The 18,519-nt window shown below is 72.1% G+C and carries 16 protein-coding genes and 1 pseudogene; 10 read left to right on the forward strand and 7 right to left on the reverse strand.

All coding sequences use genetic code 11. The annotated features are described in order from the left end of the window. A pseudogene (locus ABD385_RS00005) lies at positions 1-127 on the reverse strand (hydroxypyruvate isomerase); the annotation flags it as partial. Positions 128-257: 130 nt separating this feature from the next. Beyond that, a complete protein-coding gene (gene gcl / locus ABD385_RS00010; RefSeq protein WP_344572707.1) occupies positions 258-2,039 on the reverse strand; it encodes a glyoxylate carboligase in 1,782 nt (593 codons plus the stop codon). Between the two features lie 316 nt (positions 2,040-2,355). On the opposite strand from gcl, the gene ABD385_RS00015 reads away from it, so the two are divergent. The 5 genes from ABD385_RS00015 (at position 2,356) to ABD385_RS00035 (ending at position 7,252) form a co-directional block, all read left to right on the forward strand. Beyond that, positions 2,356-3,501, forward strand: coding sequence for a PAS domain-containing sensor histidine kinase (locus tag ABD385_RS00015; protein ID WP_344572708.1), 1,146 nt, complete (start codon positions 2,356-2,358; stop codon positions 3,499-3,501). Further along, entirely contained in the window at positions 3,498-4,196 is a 699-nt protein-coding gene (locus tag ABD385_RS00020; RefSeq protein WP_344572709.1) for a response regulator transcription factor, read from the forward strand. The genes ABD385_RS00015 and ABD385_RS00020 overlap by 4 nt, the downstream gene beginning before the upstream one ends. A 235-nt stretch (positions 4,197-4,431) precedes the next feature. Next, on the forward strand, positions 4,432-5,565 hold the full coding sequence (gene wecB / locus ABD385_RS00025) for a non-hydrolyzing UDP-N-acetylglucosamine 2-epimerase (RefSeq protein ID WP_344572710.1): 1,134 nt from the start codon (positions 4,432-4,434) through the stop codon (positions 5,563-5,565). A 31-nt stretch (positions 5,566-5,596) separates the two neighbouring features. Next, positions 5,597-6,925, forward strand: a complete 1,329-nt coding sequence (locus tag ABD385_RS00030) for an XrtP-associated glycosyltransferase (protein ID WP_344572711.1) — start codon at positions 5,597-5,599, stop codon at positions 6,923-6,925. Positions 6,926-7,078: 153 nt separating this feature from the next. Then, positions 7,079-7,252 carry a hypothetical protein gene (locus ABD385_RS00035; RefSeq protein ID WP_344572712.1) on the forward strand — a complete coding sequence of 58 codons (174 nt, stop codon included), beginning with the start codon at positions 7,079-7,081 and terminating at the stop codon, positions 7,250-7,252. Between the two features lie 552 nt (positions 7,253-7,804). Here the strand turns inward: ABD385_RS00035 and ABD385_RS00040 are convergent. Next, positions 7,805-8,134, reverse strand: coding sequence for a hypothetical protein (locus tag ABD385_RS00040; RefSeq protein WP_344572713.1), 330 nt, complete (start codon positions 8,132-8,134; stop codon positions 7,805-7,807). 393 nt (positions 8,135-8,527) lie between these two features. Further along, a complete protein-coding gene (locus ABD385_RS00045; protein WP_344572714.1) occupies positions 8,528-9,679 on the reverse strand; it encodes a serine hydrolase domain-containing protein in 1,152 nt (383 codons plus the stop codon). Between the two features lie 420 nt (positions 9,680-10,099). Between ABD385_RS00045 and ABD385_RS00050 the strand changes: the two genes are divergently transcribed. Continuing rightward, a complete protein-coding gene (locus ABD385_RS00050; RefSeq protein ID WP_344572715.1) occupies positions 10,100-10,837 on the forward strand; it encodes a GbsR/MarR family transcriptional regulator in 738 nt (245 codons plus the stop codon). Positions 10,838-11,499: 662 nt separating this feature from the next. Here ABD385_RS00050 and ABD385_RS00055 read toward each other — a convergent pair. After that, positions 11,500-12,549: a hypothetical protein gene (locus tag ABD385_RS00055; protein WP_344572716.1), complete on the reverse strand. Its 1,050-nt coding sequence runs from the start codon at positions 12,547-12,549 to the stop codon at positions 11,500-11,502. A 351-nt stretch (positions 12,550-12,900) separates the two neighbouring features. Between ABD385_RS00055 and ABD385_RS00060 the strand changes: the two genes are divergently transcribed. Further along, positions 12,901-13,461 (forward strand): 2'-5' RNA ligase family protein, encoded by a 561-nt coding sequence (locus tag ABD385_RS00060; protein WP_344572717.1) that lies wholly within the window; start codon positions 12,901-12,903, stop codon positions 13,459-13,461. A gap of 123 nt (positions 13,462-13,584) precedes the next feature. On the opposite strand, the gene ABD385_RS00065 is transcribed toward ABD385_RS00060, so the two are convergent. Beyond that, positions 13,585-14,808, reverse strand: a complete 1,224-nt coding sequence (locus ABD385_RS00065) for an acyl-CoA dehydrogenase family protein (RefSeq protein WP_344572718.1) — start codon at positions 14,806-14,808, stop codon at positions 13,585-13,587. Between the two features lie 189 nt (positions 14,809-14,997). Here ABD385_RS00065 and ABD385_RS00070 point away from each other — a divergent pair, with 189 nt between their 5' ends. After that, complete coding sequence (locus ABD385_RS00070; RefSeq protein ID WP_344572719.1) at positions 14,998-15,702, forward strand: TetR/AcrR family transcriptional regulator; 705 nt, start codon at positions 14,998-15,000, stop codon at positions 15,700-15,702. 18 nt (positions 15,703-15,720) lie between these two features. Here ABD385_RS00070 and def read toward each other — a convergent pair whose 3' ends face one another. Beyond that, complete coding sequence (gene def / locus ABD385_RS00075) at positions 15,721-16,290, reverse strand: peptide deformylase (RefSeq protein ID WP_344572720.1); 570 nt, start codon at positions 16,288-16,290, stop codon at positions 15,721-15,723. A gap of 185 nt (positions 16,291-16,475) precedes the next feature. On the opposite strand from def, the gene ABD385_RS00080 reads away from it, so the two are divergent. Beyond that, the gene (locus ABD385_RS00080; RefSeq protein ID WP_344572721.1) at positions 16,476-17,714 is read left to right on the forward strand and encodes a MurT ligase domain-containing protein; all 1,239 of its coding nucleotides are present in this window, start codon (positions 16,476-16,478) and stop codon (positions 17,712-17,714) included. Positions 17,715-17,752: 38 nt separating this feature from the next. Next, positions 17,753-18,481 carry a type 1 glutamine amidotransferase gene (locus ABD385_RS00085; RefSeq protein ID WP_344572722.1) on the forward strand — a complete coding sequence of 243 codons (729 nt, stop codon included), beginning with the start codon at positions 17,753-17,755 and terminating at the stop codon, positions 18,479-18,481. Positions 18,482-18,519 lie beyond the last annotated feature (38 nt).

The following is an 18,519-nucleotide window of genomic DNA, read 5'->3' on the forward strand; positions in this document are numbered from 1 at the left end:
CCCACGGCCACCACAGCTCCACCGCCGTGAAACCCGCCGCCCGCGCGGCAGCCGGCCGCTCCAACAACGGAAGCTCAGTGAACAGGATCGACAAATTGACGTTGAAGCGCGTGTCCGTGAAACCCATAGGTCCCGGCGCTCCTTCCGGATAGCGGATTTCTGTTTCTGCTTTACGGGATGTTGGTCGGGGCCGGGCGCGACCGTCAAGCCGCGCCCGGCACATCGTCCGGATCGGGTCCGGAAACCGACCCCGTCGGTCAGACCTTGAGCGGCTTGATCGCGGTGGGGGCGTGACCGGGCTCGGTCGCGACCTCTTCCCACTCGTTGACCTTGTCGATCTCCGCGGCGGCCATCGAGATGTTGGTGATCCGCTCCAGGATCGCCTCGACGACGACCGGGACGCGGTACTCGGCGGCCAGCTTCTTGGCCTCCTCCAGGGCGGCGCCCAGCTCGCTGGGGTCGGTGACCCGGATCGCCTTGCAGCCCAGGCCCTCGGCGACCTTGACGTGGTCCACGCCGTAGACGCCCAGCTCGGGCGAGTTGATGTTCTCGAACTCCAGGTTGACCTGGAAGTTGATGTCGAGGTTGCGCTGCGCCTGGCGGATCAGGCCCAGGTACGCGTTGTTCACCAGGACGTGGATGTAGGGGATCTTGTGCTGGGCGCCGACCGCCAGCTCCTCGATCATGAACTGGAAGTCGTAGTCACCGGAGAGCGCGACAACCGGGGTCTCCGGGTCGGCCTTGGCGACGCCCAGCGCGGCCGGGATGGTCCAGCCCAGCGGACCGGCCTGGCCGCAGTTGATCCAGTGGCGCGGCTTGTAGACGTGCAGCATCTGCGCGCCGGCGATCTGGGAGAGGCCGATGGTGGTGACGTAGCGGGTCTCCGGGCCGAACGCCTTGTTCATCTCCTCGTAGACGCGCTGCGGCTTCATGGGGATGTTGTCGAAGTGCGTGCGGCGCTGGAGCTGGGCCTTGCGCTCCTGGGTGGAGGCGGCCCAGTCGCTGCGGTCGGGCAGCTTGCCGGCGGCCTTGAGCTCCTTGGCCACCTCGACGAACAGCTCCAGGGCGGCCTTGGCGTCCGAGGCGATGCCGTAGTCCGGGGCGAAGATCTTGCCGATCTGGGTCGGCTCGATGTCGACGTGGACGAACTTGCGGCCCTGGGTGTACAGGTCCAGCTTGCCGGTGTGGCGGTTGGCCCAGCGGTTGCCGATGCCGAGGACGAAGTCGGACTCCAGGAAGTTCGCGTTGCCGTAGCGGTGCGAGGTCTGCAGGCCCACCATGCCGGCGTTCAGCTCGTGGTCGTCGGGGACGATGCCCCAGCCCATCAGGGTCGGGATGACCGGGGTGCCGGTCAGCTCGGCGAACTCCAGCAGCAGGTCGGACGCGTCGGCGTTGATGATGCCGCCGCCGGCGACGATCAGCGGGCGCTCGGACTCGTTGAGGAGGGTGATCGCCTTCTCGACCTGGGCGCGGGTCGCGGCCGGCTTGAAGGCGGGCAGCGGCTCGTACAGGTCCGGGTCGAAGTCGATCTCGGTGAGCTGGACGTCGATCGGCAGGTCGATCAGGACCGGGCCGGGACGACCGGAGCGCATCAGGTGGAACGCCTGCTGGAAGACGCCGGGGACCTGGGCGGCCTCCATGACCGTGGTCGCGGCCTTGGCGACCGGCTTGGCGATCGAGGCGATGTCGACGGCCTGGAAGTCCTCCTTCTGGATCACCGCGGTGGGCGCCTGGCCGGTGATGCAGAGGATCGGGATGGAGTCACCGGTGGCGGAGTAGAGACCGGTGATCATGTCGGTGCCGGCCGGACCCGAGGTGCCGATGCAGACGCCGATGTTGCCCGGGTTGGTCCGCGTGTAGCCCTCGGCCATGTGCGAGGCGCCCTCGACGTGGCGCGCCAGCGTGTGGTCGATCCCGCCCGCGGCCTTGAGCGCCGCGTAGAAGGGGTTGATCGCCGCACCCGGCACTCCGAAGGCGTTGGTAATGCCCTCGCGCTTGAGGATCTCCACCGCCGCGCGGGCGGCTGTCATTCGAGGCATCGAGTACTCCTGCGTCGACCTGTCACGGGCTGGCCCGACCGAAGGGGTCGGACTTAATTCCGCATCATGGAATTAATGTTTTGCTTTATGGAAGGAGAACGTAGAGCGAGAGATTCGACCCGTCAAGGGGGGTTTCCGGCGCGGCCGCCCCGCCGGACGTGCGACGAGCCCGGGAAGCGCCGGGTGGCGGGCGGCGGACCGGAGCCCGGCGGGGGCCCGCACCCGCGGCACGGGGCGGATCGCCGCCGGCGGCACGGGCGGCCGTCCGACCCCACAGATGCGCGGCCCCGCCCCGCCCCGCGCGTACCGTGAGCGGGTGGACCGTGCGCGCGACCGACTACAGGCCGTCCTGGAAGCCCTGCCACGGGCGGCGATCGTGCAGGGCGGCGACGCGCACGTGGTCGCCGTCAACCGCCGTTTCATCGAGATGTTCGCGCTCGACGGGGTGGACCACTCCCCCGGTGCGCCGCTGGGCCCGGTCGTGGAGGAGGTGGCCGGCCGGTTCGCGGTGCGTCCGGACCCGACCGCCGCGCGCACCACCGCGCTGGCAGCGCGCCGGGTGCACCGCGTCGCCGAGTTCCCGCTCGCGGACGGCCGGATCATCCGGCGCGAGACGGCGCCGCTGTACGACGCGGACGGGCGGCCCAGCGGGTCGCTGTGGACCGCCGAGGACGTCACCGAGGCCAAGCGCCGCGAGCAGGCCCTGCACCGCGCCAACGCGGCGCTCGCCGAACTCGCCCGCCGGCGCAACGAGTTCCTCGCCTCCGCCTCGCACAACCTGCGGACCCCGCTGACGTCCGTCCTGAGCTTCTGCGACCTGCTCGCCGACCCCGCCTCCGGTCCGCTCGGACCCGAGCAGCGGGAGTTCCTGGCCGCGATCCGGCGCAACGCCGAGCGGATGGCGTCGGTGATCACCGCGCTGCTGGAGACCGCGGTGCTGCGCGAGCCGCGGCGCCGGCTGGAGTGCGCCGCGGTGGACGTGGCCCGGCTGGTCGAGCACGCCGTGCTGGACCGGATGCCCACGCTGACGGCGGCCGGCGTGTTCACCGTGCTGCGCTGCGAGCCGGGGCCGGCGCTGCGCGGTGACGAGCACCGGCTGGCGCAGGTGCTGGACAACCTCCTGGAGAACGCCGCGAAGTTCACGCCGTCCGGCGGCCGGGTCGGGATCGACGCCGCGCCGGACGGCGACGCCTGGCGCATCGAGGTGGCGGACAGCGGCATCGGCGTGCCGGCGGAGTACCGCGAGGAGATCTTCTCCGGCTTCGTACGGGCCCCCAACGCCGAGCACGGCGGCTTCCCCGGCACCGGCCTCGGGCTGGCCTTCAGCCGCGACATCGTGCGCCGGCACGGCGGCGAGCTGACCGTCTCCGGCGCGGCGGGCCGCGGGGCGGTCTTCACCGTGCGGCTGCCGACCGAGGGGCCCGGACCGGACGACGACGCCGACGGAACGGACCGGACGTGACCCGGATCCTGGTGGTCGAGGACGACGCCGACGTGGCGACGGCGCTGCGCACCCTGCTCACCAGGGCCGGCTACGAGGTGCTGGCCGCCGCGGACGGCCGCGCGGGCCTGCGCCGGCTCTTCGCCGACGACCCCGACCTCATGGTGCTCGACGTCGGGCTGCCCACTCTGGACGGCTGGCAGGTGCTGGAGCGCACCCGGGACCTGACCGACCTGCCGGTGCTGCTGCTCACCGCGCGCGGTGCCGAGAGCGACCGGGTGCGGGGCCTGCGGGCCGGCGCCGACGACTACCTTCCGAAACCGTTCGGCAACGACGAGTTGCTGGCCCGGATCGAGGCCCTGCTGCGGCGCGCCGGCCCCGCGCGCTGGGCCGGGGCGGCGCAGGACGAGGCGCTGCGGCTGGTGCCCGAGCGCCGTTCGGCGGTCTGGCGCGGCGCGGAGGTGCGGCTCAGCGACATCGAGTACCGGCTGCTCCAGGTGCTGGTCCGCAACCGGGGCCGGGTGGTCACCACCGACCAGTTGCTCGACCAGGTCTGGGACGATCCGCAGGGCATCGGCCGGGACCGGGTGAAGTTCGCGGTGCTGCGGGTGCGGCGCAAGCTCCAGCAGGCCGCGGGCGGCCCGGACACCGACCCGATCGAGGCGGTGCGCGGACTGGGCTACCGCTACCGCGGCGACGGGGCCGGGGACGCCTGACCGCGGCCGGTGGCGGCCCGGCCGGCGACGCCGGGACGGGACCGCGGTCGGTGCCGCGGGGTGACGGACGTCCCGCCCGCGCCGGGACCGAAGTCCCGCGCCGCGGCGCCGAAGGTCCCCTCCTACGGGCCGGGGCGGGAAAGCAACCCTCGGGCAACCGAACGTCATCCGTCGCGGCAACGGACGGCGGCGACCGTGGCGGACGTCCCCGCCGCCCCGTCCCCTGGGAGTCGCCTTGTCCGCCCTGCCGCCGCGCAGCGTCGCCGTCGTCCTCGGCACCCGCCCCGAGCTGGTCAAGCTCACCGAGCTGATCCGGCTGCTGGGCCCCGCCGCCCACGTCGTGCACACCGGGCAGCACTACGACGAGGAGCTGTCCGGCCGCTTCCTGGCCGAGTTCGGGATTCCCGAGCCGACCCGCCTGACCGGCGTCGGCGGGCAGCCCCGCGCCGTGCAGATCTCGGCGGCGCTCGGCCAACTCGACGCGGTGTTCCGGGCCGGGCCGACGCGGGCCGTGGTCGTCCAGGGCGACACCAACGCCGCCCTGGCCGGGGCACTGGCCGCCAACGCCCGTGCGCTGCCGCTCGTCCACGTCGAGGCCGGGCTGCGCAGCCACGACCGGAACATGCCGGAGGAGCACAACCGGGTGCTGATCGACCGGCTCGCCGACGTGCTGTGCGCGGCGACGCCGCAGAACCGCGACAACCTCCGCGCCGAGGGCGTCCCGGCGGACCGCATCGCCGTCACGGGCAACACCGTGGTCGAGGCAGTGCACCGCCAACTCCCGTCCGCATCCGCGCGGTTGGCGCAACTGGCCCGGCGCGGACTGACCGCCGACGGCTTCGTCCTGGCCACCGTCCACCGGCCCGAGAACACCGACGACCCGGCCGCACTGCGGGCCGTGCTCGGCGAGTTGGCCGCGCTCGCGGCCGAAACACCGGTCGTCCTGCCGCTCCATCCGCGCACCAGGGCCCGCGCCGAGGCCGCCGGACTGACCGACCTGCTCGCCCCGCTGCGGGTGACCCGCCCGCTCGGCTACCGCGACTTCCTCGCGCTGGCCCGGCACGCGGCACTGCTGGTCTCCGACTCCGGTGGCGTGCAGGAGGAGGTCACCGTGCTGGGCCGGCCGCTGGTCGTGGTCCGCAACTCCACCGAACGCCCGGAGGCGCTGGGCGACTTCGCCACGCTGGTCGCCCCCGGACCGGCGCTCGGCCGGGCCGCGCGGGAGCGCCTGGCACGGGGCGCGGCCGACCGCGCCCGCCTCGCCGCCCTGCCCAGCCCGTTCGGCGACGGCCGCGCCTCGCACCGGATCGCCGGCCTGCTGACCGGTCTGGTGGCCGAGCGGACCGCACCGTACGCCGCGGCCGCCTGACCCGCCGCCCCGACGCGCCCCGGAGGACACCGTGTTCGACAGTCTGCTGATCTTCCTCTTCCCCTTCGTGCTGCTGGCCTGCTTCCTGCTCTACTGGGCCGGCGCCCGGCACGCCTACCGTCACCGCCCCCGCACCGAGACCGGCGATCCGACCGCGCTGGACTGGCACTTCTTCGTGCCCTGCCGCGACGAGGAGACGGTGGTCGGGGCCACCGTCGCGCAGCTGCGCGGCGACTTCCCCGCCGCCCACGTGTGGGTGATCGACGACGACAGCGACGACCGGACGGGGCACATCGTCGCCGCGCTCGCCGAGGACGACCGCCGGATCCACCTCGTCCGCCGGGTGCGCCCCGACGCCCGCACCGGCAAGGGCGACGCCCTGAACGCGGCCTACGACCAGCTCGGCGAGTTCCTGCCGGCGGACGCCGACCGCGCCGGGGTCGTGGTGTGCGTGGTCGACGCCGACGGGCGGCTGGACCCCGGGGCGCTCGCCGCGGTGTCGGGACCGGCCGGCTTCGGCGATCCGGAGGTCGGCGGAGTGCAGGTGGGCGTCCGGATGCGCAACGTGGACGAGCGCCGTCCGCTGCCCGAGCGCGGCCGGGTCGCCAACGCCCTGGCGCGGCTCCTGGTCCGGGTCCAGGACATGGAGTTCGCGGTGTCGAACGCGGGGATGCAGTTGCTGCGGGTGCGCACCGGTTCGGTCGGGCTGGGCGGCAACGGCCAGTTCACCCGGCTGTCCGCCCTCGACCGGATCGCCGCCGTCGAGCGCCGGCCCTGGAAGCGGGGCGCGCTGTTGGAGGACTACGAACTGGGTCTGCACATGATCCTCGCGGGCTACCGGGTCACCCACGTCGCCGATGCCTGGGTCTCCCAGGAGGGGTTGCCGCGCCTGCGCCGGCTGCTGACCCAGCGCACCCGGTGGGCCCAGGGCAACCTCCAGTGCGTCCGCTACGCCCCGCGCATCGTCTCCTCCCGCCACTACGGCGGCCGGGGCGTGCTGGAGACGCTCTACACCTTCTGCCAGCCGGTCGCGCACCTGGTGACGTTGGCGCTGACCGCGGCGCTGCTGGTGCTCGGCGGATGCGGTGCGCTGGTCCTGTGGCCGGTGGCACCGGTCCTGGCGGTGCTCGCCGTCGGCCCGTTCGTGCTGTGGGGCCCGGTGTACCGTCGCGACCACGCGCCGCAGGCGTCCCGCCTGACGGCCGTCCTGTGGGGTCTGGCACTGTGGCTGTACGCCTACCACCTGTTCGTGGTGTCGGCCCGGGGCTTCGTGCGGATGCTGCGGGGCCGCAACGGCTGGGCGAAGACCCGGCGCAACGCGGAGCCGGTGACGGACGGCCCGGTGGCACGGGAGTCGTGACCGCCCTTCAGGCGCCACGTCTCACCATCCGGACGTGGAACTGATCACATCGGGGGCGGTGAATGGGCTCGGCGTGATTGGGTAGTCGGGCGCCGGCGGCGCGCACCGTGCTCGGCTGCCGCCGTCTGCCCGATCGATTTTCAGGAGTAACCCATGCCCGCCCCCCTGCCAGCCCCCGCGCCCGCCCCGGCGAGCGCTTCACCGATCTACGAGAGCCTGGTCTCGAAACACGGCGACGTGGTCGCCGAGAGCCGCCGCGTCGCGCAGGAGACCCAGCGGGAGGCCGACCGGCTGCTGCACTTCGCCCCGCGCGACGGCCGGGACTGACCCCGCGCGGGAGGGCGGCCCGGGACACGCCCCGGAACCGCCCTCCGGCCCACACCGGAGCAACGCCCCGGTAGCGCGCCACCCTTGACGTTCCGAAACACACCCGGCCGGCCCGCGCAATGCGACATTCCCCCCTCCGCATGCACCGATGAACAAGAGTCGATGAGCAATCGGCAACGGCAATCGGCAATCGGCAATCGGGCGAACGAGTCGACGTCGGGACCGGCACCCGCGCACCGCACGGGCGCGATGCCGCATAGCTCAAGCGGCACCCCCGAACCGCCGCGCCCCGCTTTCCCCTTCTCCGCCCCCATTCCGCTCTGCATCGCATCGCACCACACCGCATCCAGGTCGGCGGAATCACTGGACGGATTGACGGCTGACGACCAGGCCCCGGCCTTCTCCTGGAACGCCGTGGACATTCCCCGTCGAGCCGCACCCGGAAATCCAAGACCGTGGCCGCGATCCGGAATTCACCGCGGGCCGGGACGGCGAAAGACCCCGCCCCTCCTTCTACGCCGAGGCGGAAGGAGGGGCGGGGTCGCCCGGGCTCTACTCCTCGTCCGGAGCCTGCTCCGAACCGTCCTTGGCTTCCTTGCCGTGGTCGCCGCCCTTGGCTTCCTTGCCGTCCTTGCCGGCCGTGCCGTCCTTGGCTTCCTTGCCTCCCTTGTCCTCCTTGCCTTCCTTCCCCTCCTTGCCGTGCTCCGAGCCGCTGTCGAAGACCCAGGCGTTGCCGCCGTCGTCATTGTTCACGTCCTGGAAGTTCATGGTGCCGGTGTCCTGCACCCCTCCCGTGTGGTCGTCGGCGACGGCGGTGCCGACGGAACCGAGGAGGGCAGCCGAACACATCAGTGCGGCAGTGAGTGCAGTGCGCATACGCATGCTGAGCTCCGAAATACGTCGGGGTCGCTAGGACGTCGAATTCATGCCACCAATCCCCGGCCATCACGCCACGAATCACCCGCTCGGCGGTTTGACTCCCCCTTCCGCCCCGGCGTTTTCCAGCGGGTTTTCCACATCGCACCTATGATGCGCCGCGACCTGCGCCAGGAATTCGGCCACGACGGGTCGCTACGGTCACTGACGGCGCCTGTCCGGGCTCAATGGCGCCATGCCGCGACCGAAAAGCCGTCACGTAATCGGTGAAGCCCCTCGGCGACCGACCGAGAGCGCGCTGCGCGCCGTCGGAAAGGACAGCGGGACGTAGCCGAGGTCACATCCGGTGGCCCGGGCGGACCGAGAGCGACCCGCAACCGTCGACCCGGATCGGTGGGATCAGTGAGCGGACTGGCCGTCGGTCCGGGCCGGCGCGGGCTGCCGTCCACCGCAGAACACCGCGTCGACGAGCCGCTGCTGCGCCTGTTGGAACGCGGCCGCCGTGGCGGCGAAGTCGAGTTCGGCGTCCCCGGTGGTGAGCGAGGCGGTCAGGGTCGTGCTGCCGTCGGCGGTGCCGTACATCAGTGCCGCCCAGCCGAAGAAGCCACCGTTGTGGTGGAAGACGGTGCCGCCGCCGTCCGTCTCCTGCACGAACAGGCCCAGGCCGTAGCCCAACTTCGGGTGCGGCGTGCGCATCTGGGCCAGTAGCGGGGCCGGCAGGAGCTTCCCCGCCATCAGCGCGGAGAAGAACACGTGGAGGTCCTCGGTGGTCGAGATCATGTCGCCGGCGGCGGAGATCCAGGAGACGTTGTAGCGGGTGAGGTCGACGGTCTTCCACTGGCCGGCGTCCTGGAAGGTGTAGTAGCCGTGGGCGTGCGGCGCGGGAACCTCCGGCGAGGTGCCCGGCACCGAGGTGCCCGACAGCCCGAGCGGCCCGAGGATCCGCCGCTGCATCTCTTCGGCGTACGGGCGGCCGGTGACCGCCTCGACCAGCAGCTTGGCCAGCACGTAGTTGGTGTTGGAGTAGCTCCAGTCCGCCCCCGGCGCGAACCGCGCCGGTTTGGACAGCGCCAGCCGTACCAGGTCCTCCGGCGGGTAGGTGTGGAACTGGTTGGCCACGAACTCCGGCCCCTGCCAGGGGATTCCCGGTGCGAAGGTCCCGTCCTCGTAGTACTCGCCGGTGAAGTTGAACACCCCGCTGGTGTGCTGGAGCAGCATCCGGACCGTGATCCGCCGGTCCAGCTGGAACTGCGGGAGGTGGTCGGCCACCGGCGCGTCCAGCCCCAACGTGCCCTCGGCCACCAGTTGCAACACCAGCGTCGCGGTGAAGGTCTTGGTACTGCTGCCGATCCGGAACCGCCCGTCGGTCGACGGCTTGGCACTCTCGCCCAGCTTGCGCACCCCGGCGCTGCCGACCCAGCCGCCCCGTTCATCGTGCACGCGCAGCTGCACCCCGGCGAAACCGGAATCGACGATCTCCTGGAGGGCCTGCTGCAACTCCGGGCGCTCCGGCCCGGCAACGGCGTTCTGGTCGGTACGAGCGAGGGACATGGCAGGTACTCCTTGGTCTCGGTGGCGCACGTCGGTCGTACGCGTCGGTCGAGCGCATCGGTCGAACGAACGGCTGGTGCTCGATGGGGCCCTTGGTGCGATGCGGGCCGGAGGCACCGTCAGAGGACGTCGACGACGACGGCCACCGGGGCGAGGGTGTCGAACTCCCGCATCGCGCGCTCCTTCGATCCACTGTTTCCCACAACCGAAACGCTACGTTGCATTCAACATTCAGGCAACGATCTCGTTGCGCGCGAACACCATAAGCGCAGGTAGATCCCACAAATTCATTGCAACGACCTCAACGTTAACGCAACAACCCCACCCCCATCGTTGCAATGAACTGGAAGTGAACGCTATGGTGACCGCACCAAGGGACACGAGGGACCACGCACCCGAACGACCACGGAGGAGACCGCGATGCCGGGCGGCAGGCTCACCCAGCAGGAACGCCAACAGATCTCACTGGGGCTCGCCGACGGCCTCGCCTACGCCGAGATCGCCCGCCGCCTCGACCGGCCCACCTCGACCGTCACCCGCGAAGTGCTGCGCAACGGCGGCCCCACCGCCTACCGCGCCGAACTCGCCCACCGCGCCACCGAACACCGCGCCCAACGCCGCAAGCCCCCCGCGCCCCGCGGCTCCGACGCGCCCCCGCAGGCCCACGGGCGCGACCCCGAAGCGGTGCGTGCGTACGAGGAGACGTTCACCACCGTCCTGGTGGAATCGGGCACGCCCAAGATGGCGGCCCGGGTGCTGACCTGCCTGTGCATCAGCGACTCCGGCAGCCTCACCGCCGCCGAACTCGTCCAACGCCTCCAGGTCAGCCCGGCGTCCGTCTCCAAGGCCATCGCGTACCTCGAAAGCCAGGACCTGGTCCGCCGCGAGCGCGACGACCGCCGGCGCGAGCGCTACGTCGTCGACGACGACGTCTGGTACCAATCCATGATGGCCAGCGTCCGCGGCACCGCCCAACTCGCCGAAACCGCACGCCGAGGCGTCGCCGTCCTCGGCCCGGCCACTCCGGCCGCCACCCGCCTCGAAAACATCGCCCGCTTCGTCGACTACGTCTCCGAACACATCGCCCGAGCCGCCGACCAGGCCCGCGACCTCCTCCACGCACCGCACACGCAGCCCCCGGCCCCGCCCGCCCGGTAGGCGGCCCCGAGCGGTCACGTCAACCGCGGACCCCGCATGCGTCATGACGATCACGGAATCGCGCGCACCAGGTTCACCGCCGCAGTCGAGGGAAACCAGGACCGCAGCTCACGACGGAGTTCAGCGGGGGCGTGCGGGAGTGCACGGCGAAGGCGCCCGAGAGCCCGCGTCCGGCAATGCATCTGGGCAACTCCCCCTGCACCCGTACGCCCCAACGATCACCACGGCCAAAACTCGCCGCGTCACCTCGGCGATCAACGGGGAGCCTCCCGCTGCAACGCGAGCCACCAACACCGGGGGGGAATGTGGCCTTCGGCAACGGACGCAGGCTCAACGAACTCGGCGACAAGCTCGGCAACGCCCTCAACGACTCGCCGACACCCTCTACCAACGCATCGGCGTCGCCCTGCGCGCCATCGACAGCGAAACGGCCGCCGTCCACTACCAGGCAGGCAACGACTGCCCACCCGTGACCCGCATCGTCATCGACGATCGGCCGGCAGTGGCCAGTTGACACGGGACGGAGTTCGCCCTGGACGGGCGGGCGATGCGCCCCCGGCCCCGAGCACGAGCAACCCCACCGCCAAGCGACAGGGGCGGGGAGGCAGCACCCTGCCTCCCCGCCCCTGGTTCCGCACGCGGGATCGCCGTGCCCGGCGGGACTACTTGGCGCGGATCTCGAAGGGCAGCGACCGGTAGGAGAGCGACGTGTCGCCGTTGCCGACCGACAGGGCCGCTTCCACCTTGGCCTCGGGAGCGTCCTTCGCGACCGCCAGGCGCAACCGGTACACGGCGGTGGCGCCGGGGGCCAGCGGCTTCTTGGCGGTCGGGGCCAGTGCGGCGCTCATGCCGGGGTCGCAGCCGCTGGGCACCAACGGCACGTGCTGCCAACCGCGTTCGGGCACGTACTGCTGGAGCACCAGGTCCTTGGGCGCCACGAAGCGGTCGCCGGCCTGGCCGTAGGCGGAGAACCCGGCGTTGAGCGCCGGATAAGCCCGCTTGGTGGTGTTCTTGACCCGGAGGTCGAACTCCTTCGCCGCGCCGCCGCGCACCAGGCCGGCACCGTCCGTCCACCCCGTGACGGTGGCGGTGGGCCGGTCGACGACGGTGCTGCGCGTCGGCGCGCGGTAGGTGTGGCCGTGGCCGTCGTCGACCGAGGCGGAGACGTCCAGACGGCCGGGACGGTCGATGGCCTGGACCCGGAGGGCCACGGTGGTGGGGTGGCCGGGGCTCGCCGCCGCCGAGACGGGGAAGGAGAACCTCCCCTTGTTCGGACTTTGGCCGCCGGCCGATCGGACGTCCAGGTCGACCCAGCGGTGCGCCTTCGCGTCGTACCGCTGCATCAGGAGGGAATCGGCGATGAAGCCGTGCGTGGTGACATCCAGGTGGACGGTGCCCTTGGAGACCGGGGTGCGCAGGGTGAGGTTCGAGGACGACCAGAGGCCGATCGGCGCCTCCGGAGCGAGGCTGTAGGAGAGCTGCTGCGCCGCGTTTCCGGTGACGGTCGGGGTCGGGGCCGCCTCCGTCGCCGCCGCGGCGTTCGTCCGCGGCGCCGCGGACGCCCCGGCCGCCGTGGCCGCACCGCAGTTCGGCACGGACCGTGCCCCCGCCGCCACGGTCACCGCCTGCCCGGGGGCCGCCGCCCCGATCACCAGGGCCAGTCCGGCGACCACCGTCGCCGCGGAGCCGACGGTCGCCTTCCGCGCGCTCATCGACTGTCGCGCCATACGTGTCATATTGCCCCCACTTCGTACGGGACACACCAGTGTGCATCTCCGTGAGAGAGGAGTCGAATCCGCCGGACGAGGTTGCGGTGAACTCCTGAAATGGCGGGTTTTGATGGGAAAGTTACGCACGCGGAGCGGCGCACGTCGCTCCCCCTTCGCGTGTTGTGCGGCCCTTGTCGACGAGGCGACCGGGCGCCCGGTCCCGGTGCCGGCGGTCACCCGACCACAGCAGACCGGGCACCGGATCGTCAACATGGTGCGCGAAGAAGCGGGCAGCACCGTCCAAGGCCCGGCTTCGCCCGCCGCGCCCGGCTTCGACGTGGCAGCATCCCCGGCATGACCGACGCCACCACGAACGGGTTCCAGGCAGGCCGGACCGGGCTCATCGTCCGGATCCCGGAAGCGGAGGCGGCCGTCCGCACGTGGCGCGAACGGTTCGATCCGTCGGCCCGGGCAGGGGTTCCCGCGCACGTCACGGTGGTCTTCCCATTCCTCGACGAGAGTCGCGTGGAGGGACGGGTCCATCAGGCCCTCGCCGACGTGCTCGGCGGTCACCACTCCTTCGACCTGCGGTTCGAGCGCTGCGGGCGGTTCCCGGGGGTGCTGTACCTCGCCCCCGAGCCGGACGCACCGCTGCTGAGGCTCACCGAGGCGCTCACCGACCGGTGGCCCGAGGCCCCTCCCTACGGCGGCGCGTTCACCGAGGTCGTACCGCACCTGACCGTCGCGGACGGTCCGGACGACGCCGTCCTGGACGAGATCGAAGCCGCCCTGCGCGCCGAGCTCCCCTTCACGGCCCGGGTCTCGTCGGTGGACCTGATGGTGCACGACGGCGTGCGGTGGCAGCTGCGGGCGGCGTTCGGACTCCGGGAGTCCCCGCGGCCCGACAGCGAATGATCTCCGCAGGACCTCCCGCGGGCCGTGCTCGTCGGCCGCACGCCGGCCGTGGACCCCGCCTGCGGTGGAGCGGGGGCCACCTGCCGTGCCGGCGGTCTTCGCGCGGGCGGCGGGCAAAGACGCCTAGCGGATCGGCATCCCCGACAGCGTCCGGGCGATGACCAGGCGCTGGATCTCGCTGGTGCCCTCGAAGATGGTGTAGATCGCGGCGTCGCGGTGCATGCGCTCGACCGGGTACTCGCGGGTGAAGCCGTTGCCGCCGAGGATCTGGAGCGCCTGGGCGGTGACCTTCTTGGCGGTCTCGCTGGCGAAGAGCTTCGACATCGAGCCCTCGGCGCTCTCGAACTTCTTGCCCGCGACCGCCATCCAGGAGGCACGCCAGACCAGGAGGCGGGCGGCGTCGATCTGGGTGCGCATGTCGGCCAGCTGGAAGGCCACGCCCTGGTTGTCGATGATCGGGCGGCCGAACTGCTCGCGGGTCCTGGCGTACTCCAGGGCCTCCTCGTAGGCGGCGCGGGCGGTGCCGACGGCCATCGCGCCGACGGCCGGACGGGACGCCTCGAAGGTGGCCATCGCGGCGTTCTTCACGCGCTCACCGCCCTTGGCGCGCTCGCGGGCCCGGGCCAGGCGCTCGTCGAGCTTGTCCTTGCCGCCGAGCAGGCAGTGGCCGGGGACGCGGACGTCCTCCAGCACCACCTCGGCGGTGTGCGAGGCGCGGATGCCGTGCTTCTTGAACTTCTGGCCCTGGGAGAGGCCGGGGGTGTTCGGCGGGACGATGAAGGAGGCGTGGCCCTTGGAGCCGAGGTCCGGGTCGACGACCGCGACGACGACGTGGACGTTGGCGATGCCGCCGTTGGTGGCCCAGGTCTTGGTGCCGTTGAGCACCCACTCGTCCTTGGCCTGGTCGTAGACGGCGCGGGTGCGCATCGAGGCGACGTCGGAGCCGGCGTCCGGCTCGGAGGAGCAGAAGGCGGCGACCTTCACGTCGTTCGCGTCGCCGTACATCTGCGGGACCCAGGTGCCGATCTGCTCCTCGGTGCCGTTGGCCAGGACGCCGACGGCGGCGAGGCCGGTGCCGACGATGGACAGGCCGATGCCGGCGTCGCCCCAGAACAGCTCCTCCATGGCCATGGGGATGCCGAGGCCGGTGGGGTCGAAGAACTGCTGGGCGTAGAAGTCGAGGGAGTACAGGCCGATCTTGGCGGCCTCCTGGATCACCGGCCAGGGGGTCTCCTCGCGCTCGTCCCACTCGGCGGCAGCGGGGCGCATGACGTCCGCGGCGAAGCCGTGGATCCAGTCACGGACTTCCTTCTGCTCGTCGTTGAGTTCCATGGTGAACTCGGCCATGTCCCCTCCAGTGGTGCGTACAGCCAGTCGTTACTTGCGGTAACCGAAGTGTGTTACTCGTCAGTAATGGATGTCAACTCCTCCCGGCCGCCGATTTGGCGGTGGAGTTCGCGCGGAGTTCGGGCATCACCGAGTCCGGGTGTTACGTTGCGCGAGCGCCACGGATTCACAAGGGTGGGGAGCACGACCATGGACAACATCGACAGCGCCGGGCGGACCGGCACGGAGCAGCCCGCCGGCACGGAACGGGCCGGCACGGACGGCGGCGACCGGCAACGCAGCGCGACCGAACGCAGACGCCGGGAGCTGTTGGAGGCCGCCGAGCGGATCGTGCTGCGCGACGGCCCGGAAGCGTCGATGAACGCCATCGCCGCCGAGGCCGGCATCACCAAGCCGATCCTCTACCGGCACTTCGGCGACAAGGGCGGCCTCTACCGCGCGCTCGCCGTCCGGCACACCGACGCCCTGCTCGCCAACCTCCGGGCCGCGCTGGACGCCCAGGTCGTGCGCCGCGAGCGGGTCGAGGCCACCCTCGACGCCTATCTGGTGGCCATCGAGACCCGGCCGCAGGTCTACCGCTTCCTGATGCACCCGGCGGACGAGGACCACCCCGCGGAGTCCGGCTTCGACGTGGGCCGGCACTCCGCCCCCCTGCTGCGCCGGCTCGGCGAGGAGCTGGCCGAGGTGATCGCCGAACGGCTCGACCTGGGACCCCAGGGCGCGGAGCGGGCCCGGGTGTGGGGGCACGGCATCGTCGGCATGATGCACGCGGCCGGTGACTGGTGGCTGCGCGAACGCCCGTGCTCCCGCGAGCAGTTGGTGAGCCACCTCACCGACCTGCTGTGGGGCCAGCTGGCCACCGTCAAGGACCTCGCCGGCGGCCCCGGATTCTGACCGCGGGCGGGGCCGGCGTCAGACCGGTGCCGCCGCCCGCTCCTCCGTCGCCGCGGCCCAGGGCGCCCGGGCCACCGCGCGCAGCGCCCGGCGGCGGCGCAGCCCGGTGAGCCGGTCGACGTAGAGGCCGCCGCCGAGGTGGTCGCACTCGTGCTGGAGGCAGCGGGCGAAGAAGCCGGTGCCGGTCACCGTCACCGGTGCGCCGGTGAGGTCGAAGCCGGTCACGACGGCGTGGTCGTGACGCGGGGTGCCGGCCTCGATGCCGGGCAGTGACAGACAGCCCTCGGGGCCGCGGACCACCGGCCCGTCCGCCTCGACCAGGCGGGGATTGACGATGTGCCCCAGGTGCCGGCGGTCCTCGTCGTCGGGGCAGTCGTAGACGAACACCCGCGAGGGGACGCCGACCTGGTTGGCGGCCAGCCCGACGCCGTTCGCGGCGTACATCGTCGCGTACATGTCCTCGATCAGCGCGGCCAGTTCGCCGTCGAAGGCGGTGACGTCCGCACAGGGGCGGGTGAGGACGGGATCGCCGTACAGGCGCAGCGGTCGGGGGCGGCCGGAACTGCCGGGGATGGTGCGGTGGCGCATGGGCTCAGGGTACGGGCCGGGCCTCGCGGATGACGTCACGGAGGTGGCGGAGTTCGGGCCGGACGCCGGATCTCGATAGGCTGATCCCCGACCGAAGCCTCCGCCGGTCGACGACCGCGGAGGAGGTGCATTCTTCCGGCAGCCTCAGGGCGGGAGTGCGCCGGATGCAAGGAGGATCTAAGACGATGGCAGGCAACACGGAGCCGCTGTCGCCGCGGGCCAAGCTGGCTGTGACGGCCGGCAAGGCCGCGGCAGCGGTGTCGCGCGCGGCGGGTCGCGGCAGCGGATCGGTGATCGGTGGCCGGGTGGCGCTCAAGCTCGACCCCGACCTGCTGGCCGCGCTGGCCAGGCACCTGGACGTGGTCCTGGTGTCCGCCACCAACGGCAAGACGACCACCACCCGACTGATCGCCGAGGCGCTGCGGGCCAGCGGCCCGGTGGTGTCCAACGCGCTGGGCGCCAACATGCCCGCGGGCATCACCTCGGCGCTGGCGGGCGGCTCGGACGCCAAGTACGGCGTCATCGAGGTGGACGAGAAGTACCTGGCGACGGTGGCCCGGGACGTCACGCCCAGGGCCATAGCGCTGCTGAACCTCTCGCGGGACCAGCTCGACCGGGCCGCCGAGACGCGGATGCTGGCCGAGCGCTGGCGCGAGGGCCTGTCCGGCTCCAAGGCGCTGATCATCGCCAACGCCGACGACCCCCTGATCGTCTGGGCGGCGTCGTCGTCCGCGAACGTGGTGTGGGTCGCCGCCGGCCAGGAGTGGAAGGACGACGCCTGGTCCTGCCCCTCGTGCGGCGGTGTGATGCAGCGGCCGGGCGACGACTGGTTCTGCGCCGAGTGCGGCTTCCGCCGTCCGACGCCGAGCTGGGCGCTCTCCGGCGACCACGTGCTCGACCCGCACGGCAGCGCCTGGCCGATCAAGCTCCAGCTGCCGGGCCGCGCCAACAAGGCGAACGCCACCACCTCCGCCGCGGTCGCGGCCGCCTTCGGGGTACCGCCGCAGGTCGCCCTGGAGCGGATGTTCGCGGTGCAGGCCGTCGCGGGCCGCTACGACGTGGTCACCTTCGCGGAGCGCGAGCTGCGGCTGCTGCTGGCGAAGAACCCGGCCGGTTGGCTGGAGACCTTCTCGCTGATCGACGGACCGCCGACCCCGGTGATCATGTCGGTGAACGCCCGCGGCGCGGACGGCACCGACACCTCCTGGCTGTGGGACGTGGACTACACCCGGCTGGCCGGGCACCCGATCTTCGTGCTGGGCGACCGCCGGCTGGACCTGGCGGTGCGCCTGGAGGTCGCGGGGCTCGACTTCGAGGTCTGCGAGACCCTCGACGAGGCGGTCCAGATCGCACCGCCCGGTCGGATCGAGGTCATCGCCAACTACACGGCCTTCCAGGACCTGCGCCGCCGCGTGGGCAACTGAGTGCGGTCCACGGACAACAGCGACAAGGACGAGCGAGCATGAGTGACAACAGCCTGCGCGTGGTGTGGATCTATCCGGACCTCCTGAGCACCTACGGTGACCAGGGCAACGTCCTGGTGGTGGAGCGGCGGGCGCGTCAGCGCGGCCTGGACGTCCAGCGCCTGGACGTCCGCTCCGACCAGCAGATCCCCACCTCCGGGGACATCTACCTGATCGGCGGCGGTGAGGACCGGCCGCAGCGGCTGGCGGCCGAGCGGCTGATCCGCGACGGCGGCCTGGACCGCGCGGTCTCCAACGGCGCGATCGTCTTCTCGGTGTGCGCCGGCTACCAGATCCTGGGCCACGAGTTCATCAACGACCTCGGCGAGCGCCAGCAGGGCCTGGGGCTGCTGGACGTGGTGAGCACCCGCGGCGAGGGCGAGCGCTGCGTCGGCGACGTGCTGGCCGACATCGACACGCAGTTGGGCCTGCCGCCGCTGACCGGTTTCGAGAACCACCAGGGCGTCACCCACCTGGGGCAGACCGCCCGGCCGTTCGCCAAGGTCCGCTTCGGCAACGGCAACGGCGTCGGCGACGGCTACGAGGGCGCGTGGAACGACACCGTCTTCGGGACGTACATGCACGGCCCGGTGATGGCCCGCAACCCGCACATCGCGGACCTCCTCATCAAGCTCGCACTGGACGTCAACGCGCTGCCGCCGGCCGACGACCGGTGGTACGACGCGCTGCGCGAGGAGCGGATCGCGGCGGCGACGCAGAACGCCTGACGGGTTCCGCCGCCCACGACGGCCGGATCCGGGTCATC

Origin of the sequence: Streptomyces lunalinharesii, assembly GCF_039532155.1 — a bacterium.
Lineage (GTDB): Bacteria > Actinomycetota > Actinomycetes > Streptomycetales > Streptomycetaceae > Streptomyces > Streptomyces lunalinharesii.